The sequence below is a fragment of the Microcystis sp. M53598_WE2 genome, from assembly GCF_030067735.1.
GTDB lineage: Bacteria > Cyanobacteriota > Cyanobacteriia > Cyanobacteriales > Microcystaceae > Microcystis > Microcystis aeruginosa.
The window spans coordinates 1-4240 of record NZ_JASJFE010000792.1 but is presented as its reverse complement, the minus strand read 5'-3'; the positions used below and the strand labels follow the sequence as shown (position 1 = coordinate 4240).

The following is a 4240-nucleotide window of genomic DNA, read 5'->3' as shown; positions in this document are numbered from 1 at the left end:
TTGATTTATTAATAACTTTAATTTATATTCCCTTTCTTGTTGTTTTTTTACCTATTAGTATAGTCGTTGCTATTTGGGAAGAAATGACTGAGGACAAAGATTAAAAGGAGTATCCCCCATTTCTTGTTATCAAATGGCCTTAGCTCATCATAAAGGTCAAAGGTATTAAAGGTGTAAAGGTTACTGCCAACCGCGCAAATTAAAATAACCCACACAAAAATCAGCCCCTTTTCTGTAAAATTGGCAATAAATGGGACTCAATATTATCAAAAATGCGCGGCATATTTTTAATCCGTAGGGTGCGCTCTTCGATAGCGTAACGCACCGACAATTGTGGTGGGTGATTTTGGTTATGGTGGTGGGTTACGCGTTGCTAACCCACCCTACTGATTTACTTAATCCAAACAGTTTTAACGTTGACAAATTCGCGAATACCTTCGACACTTAATTCCCGTCCAAAACCAGAACGTTTAATACCCCCAAAGGGCAAGCGAGGATCGGATTTAACCATACCGTTAATAAACACACAACCGGCCTCAATTTCGGTAATTAAACGCTCAATTTCTGCGGGGTTATTCGTCCAAGCACTAGAACCTAAACCAAAGGGACTATCATTAGCTAAAGCGATCGCTTCATCGATATTTTTGACTCGAAATAGTAAAGCCACCGGTCCAAAAAATTCCTCTTTTTCCCCCGGAGAACCGACAGGAATATCGGTTAAAATCGTTGGTAGATAAAAGTTACCTTTTCCCTCTAAACGTTGACCCCCCACAAGGACTTTACCACCCATAGCGACGGTTTTTTCGACTTGATGGGCAATTTCCGAGACGATCGATACCGTGGCCAAAGGACCGATATCAACAGTTTCATCGAGGGGATCACCCACTCTTAAAGCTTGGAATTTCGCCACTAATAACTGTTCAAATTGATCGGCGACAGTTTCCATAACAATAAACCGTTTAGCGGCGATACAAGTCTGACCATTATTTAACAATCGCGCCGTCACTGCCGTAGCCGCTGCCGCCTCGATATCGGCAGTATCTAAAACGATAAAAGGATCACTACCTCCCAACTCCAAAACCACTTTTTTGATCTGTTTTCCCGCGGCGGCTGCTAAACTCATCCCCGCCGGTTCACTACCGGTTAAAGTGGCGGCTTTTACCCGTTCATCGTTAATTAAATCACTAACGCGATCGGCCCCGATCAAAAGAGTTTGAAAAGCACCTTCGGGAAAACCGGCTTCTAATAAAATTCTTTCCACCGCTAAAGCTGATTGGGGGACATTAGAAGCGTGTTTGAGTAGGCCGACATTTCCCGCCATTAAAGCGGGGGCAGCAAAGCGAAATACTTGCCATAAAGGGAAATTCCAGGGCATAACCGCTAAAATGACCCCTAACGGTTGATAACGGACAAAACTGCGACTAGCATCGGTGGCAATCAGCACATCTTCCAGATAACCGGCGGCATTATCGGCATAAAAACGACAAACCAAGGCACATTTGAGGACTTCCGCGATCGCTGATTTGATTGGTTTCCCCATTTCTAAAGTCATGGTTTTAGCCAATGCTACTTGATCCCGTTCCAAAATATCCGCCGCTTGCCGTAACCACTGTCCCCGTTCACTGATGGCGGTCCGGCGATACTGCTGAAAAGTGGCCTCAGCTAGGGCCAATTTCGCCGCCAATTCCTCCGAGGTTAGAGGGGTAAAAGTCTTGAGAATTTCTCCCGTGGCAGGGTTAACTGAAGCGATACCCATATCCCAATTGTCTCCTATCGAGCGCTATATCTCTAGTTTAGTTCTCCGGTTGTCCCGCTGCTGACATAATTCGATCGCTAATTGGATCGCCGCTTGCATACTCTGGGCCCTAGCGATGCCAAGACCGGCGATATCAAAAGCCGTCCCGTGGTCTGGAGAGGTGCGAACAAAAGGTAAACCGATGGTAGTATTAACAGCACAGTCAAAAGCCATTAATTTGACGGGAATTAGTCCCTGATCGTGGTATAATGCCAGATATGCGTCGGCGGGTTGCCCTTGACCGCTAAACCAAGCGCGCCCCGGTTCCACCCAAAGCGTATCGGGGGGGACAAGGCCGATTAATTGGGTTTGCGGGTATTTTTGCCCCATTGACTCTAGCCAAGGCTGTAACCAGTCCTTTTCTTCCCTTCCCAGTTTTCCCGCTTCGCCACTGTGGGGATTAAGGCCGGATATGGCGATTTTTGGGCGATCGATGCCGAAATCTAGCTTTAAAGACTCGATCAATAGATCTAGTTTTCGGGTCATCAGATCGGGGTTAAGAGCATCAGGAACTTCTCGCAGGGGTATGTGGGTAGTGGCGAGGAGAGTGCGTAAGTTATAGCCGGTGTGAGGGGATTTAGCGACGAATAGCATCCCATAACGGTTAATTCCCGCCATGGTAGCTAAAACCTCCGTTTGACCGGGGAAATCATAACCGGCCAACTGCCAACAGGATTTGGCAATCGGACCGGTGACAATACCGTCAAATTCGCCCTTGAGGGTGCGTTTTATGGCTTCTTGCAGGTAAAGAAAGCTAATTTCACCACTGTGGGCATCCCCACGCCCGCAAACGATTTTTTCTTGATTGTAGGGCAAATCGATCAGAGAAAAGCGATCGAGAAGATGGGGATCGTGATAGGCTTTTTCGAGAAGCGTTCTTGTGCCGATTAGAGTAATCTGACAACTGCACGAGATTGGGGAATCGGCGATCGCTTTTAACACCACTTCAGGGCCGATCCCGGCGGGATCACCGACGGGGATAACTAGACGGGGAATAAAAGAGGCGGATTCCATAAATTTTGGCCGTCAAGATGGCTAATTCTCCCGATTAATCTGATCGTTGACAATCATCAGGAGGGAATAAATCAGTAAACAATCTTCAGTTTACTGTAATCTCATGGCGATAGATAGTAACTTTAGGCAAATTAAATTTTTTAACTTCTCTGTTTTCTGATTGCCCAAATTAGCCAGATTGTTGTAAGCTTATGACCCAACTACAACCCGATATATTCGTCAACAATCGTCCCGATACCGATGGAGACGAGGAAGAAGACTACTTCGATTATTTTTATGATGAACCGGGTAGTGAACCAGGGACATTAATTATCGAACCGGATGCCAAACCCTCGCGGATTATTTTAATCGACTACGATGAAGATAACGCCATTCGCAAGGTGGATATTACTCCCAATGCTTGCGCCCCCTATATTGGCACAAATACCGTGTCTTGGATGGATATTCAAGGGTTAGGTAGTGAGACGGTTTTAAAACAGGTGGGAGAAATTTTTAATCTGCATCCTTTGTTATTAGAAGATGTGGTTAATGTGCCGCAGCGACCGAAGTTAGAGGACTATAACAATCAATTGTTAGTGATTTCTCAGATGGTGCGACTGAAAGAAGATGAAAGCGGTTTTGATACGGAACAGGTGAGTTTTGTCTTGGGAAAACGCTATCTTTTAAGTTTTCAAGAGGAGGAATTACAGGACTGTTTTGAGATAGTGAGAGATCGAATTCGCACTTCCCAGGGACGAGTACGGAAATCGGGGGCGGATTATTTAACCTATTTATTATTAGACACGATTATCGATGGTTATTTTCCCGTGGTAGAACACTACGAAGATCGGATTGAGGCGTTGGAAGATATGATCATTAGTAATCCCGATCGAGATACAATGCAGGAAATCTATGATGTCCGTCGGGAATTATTGGCACTGCGTCGCTTAATTTGGCCGATGCGAAATGTCCTACATCTACTCATGCGTGACCATCATGGTATAGTCAGCGATGAAGTACAAATTTATTTTCGGGATTCCTACGACCACGTCATTCAAATTCTGGAAATTATCGAAGCTTATCGAGAATTAGCGGCGAGTTTGATGGATGTTTATATGTCCACTATGGGCAATAAATTAAACGAAATTATGAAGTTTTTAACCGTAATTTCGACGATTTTTATTCCCTTAACTTTTATCGTTGGTGTCTATGGCATGAACTTCGAGAATATGCCAGAATTAAAAGGAGAATGGAGTTATTTCCTTGTCTGGTTAGTCATGTTAGCCGTAGCGGGAGGCTTGATTTTCTACTTCTGGCGCAAAGGTTGGTTTAAACCAATTTATTCCCTTAAAGAGGAAGCAAAAAGTTAGTTAACGAAGGCAGGAGTCAGGAGTCAGGAGGCAGGCGTCAGGAGTCAGGAGACAGGAGATTATTTATATTTATTCTACCCAC

At 44.7% G+C, this 4240-nt stretch carries 3 protein-coding genes; 1 reads left to right on the top strand and 2 read right to left on the bottom strand.

Annotated features, from left to right (window positions below; genetic code table 11):
• Positions 1-391: 391 nt before the first annotated feature.
• Both PX636_RS16170 and pdxA read right to left on the bottom strand, forming a co-directional pair.
• Complete coding sequence (locus PX636_RS16170) at positions 392-1756, bottom strand: NAD-dependent succinate-semialdehyde dehydrogenase (RefSeq protein WP_002799077.1); 1365 nt, start codon at positions 1754-1756, stop codon at positions 392-394.
• A gap of 24 nt (positions 1757-1780) precedes the next feature.
• Positions 1781-2809 carry a 4-hydroxythreonine-4-phosphate dehydrogenase PdxA gene (pdxA, locus tag PX636_RS16165; RefSeq protein WP_002799076.1) on the bottom strand — a complete coding sequence of 343 codons (1029 nt, stop codon included), beginning with the start codon at positions 2807-2809 and terminating at the stop codon, positions 1781-1783.
• 191 nt (positions 2810-3000) lie between these two features.
• Here pdxA and corA point away from each other — a divergent pair, with 191 nt between their 5' ends.
• Positions 3001-4158 (top strand): magnesium/cobalt transporter CorA, encoded by a 1158-nt coding sequence (corA, locus tag PX636_RS16160; RefSeq protein ID WP_002757043.1) that lies wholly within the window; start codon positions 3001-3003, stop codon positions 4156-4158.
• Positions 4159-4240 lie beyond the last annotated feature (82 nt).

What these genes read in the sequence shown, in the direction of transcription:
- PX636_RS16170 (WP_002799077.1), bottom strand. Translation starts at nt 1,756, where the DNA reads ATGGGTATCGCTTCAGTTAACCCTGCCACGGGAGAAATTCTCAAGACT.
- pdxA (WP_002799076.1), bottom strand. Translation starts at nt 2,809, where the DNA reads ATGGAATCCGCCTCTTTTATTCCCCGTCTAGTTATCCCCGTCGGTGAT.
- corA (WP_002757043.1), top strand. Translation starts at nt 3,001, where the DNA reads ATGACCCAACTACAACCCGATATATTCGTCAACAATCGTCCCGATACC.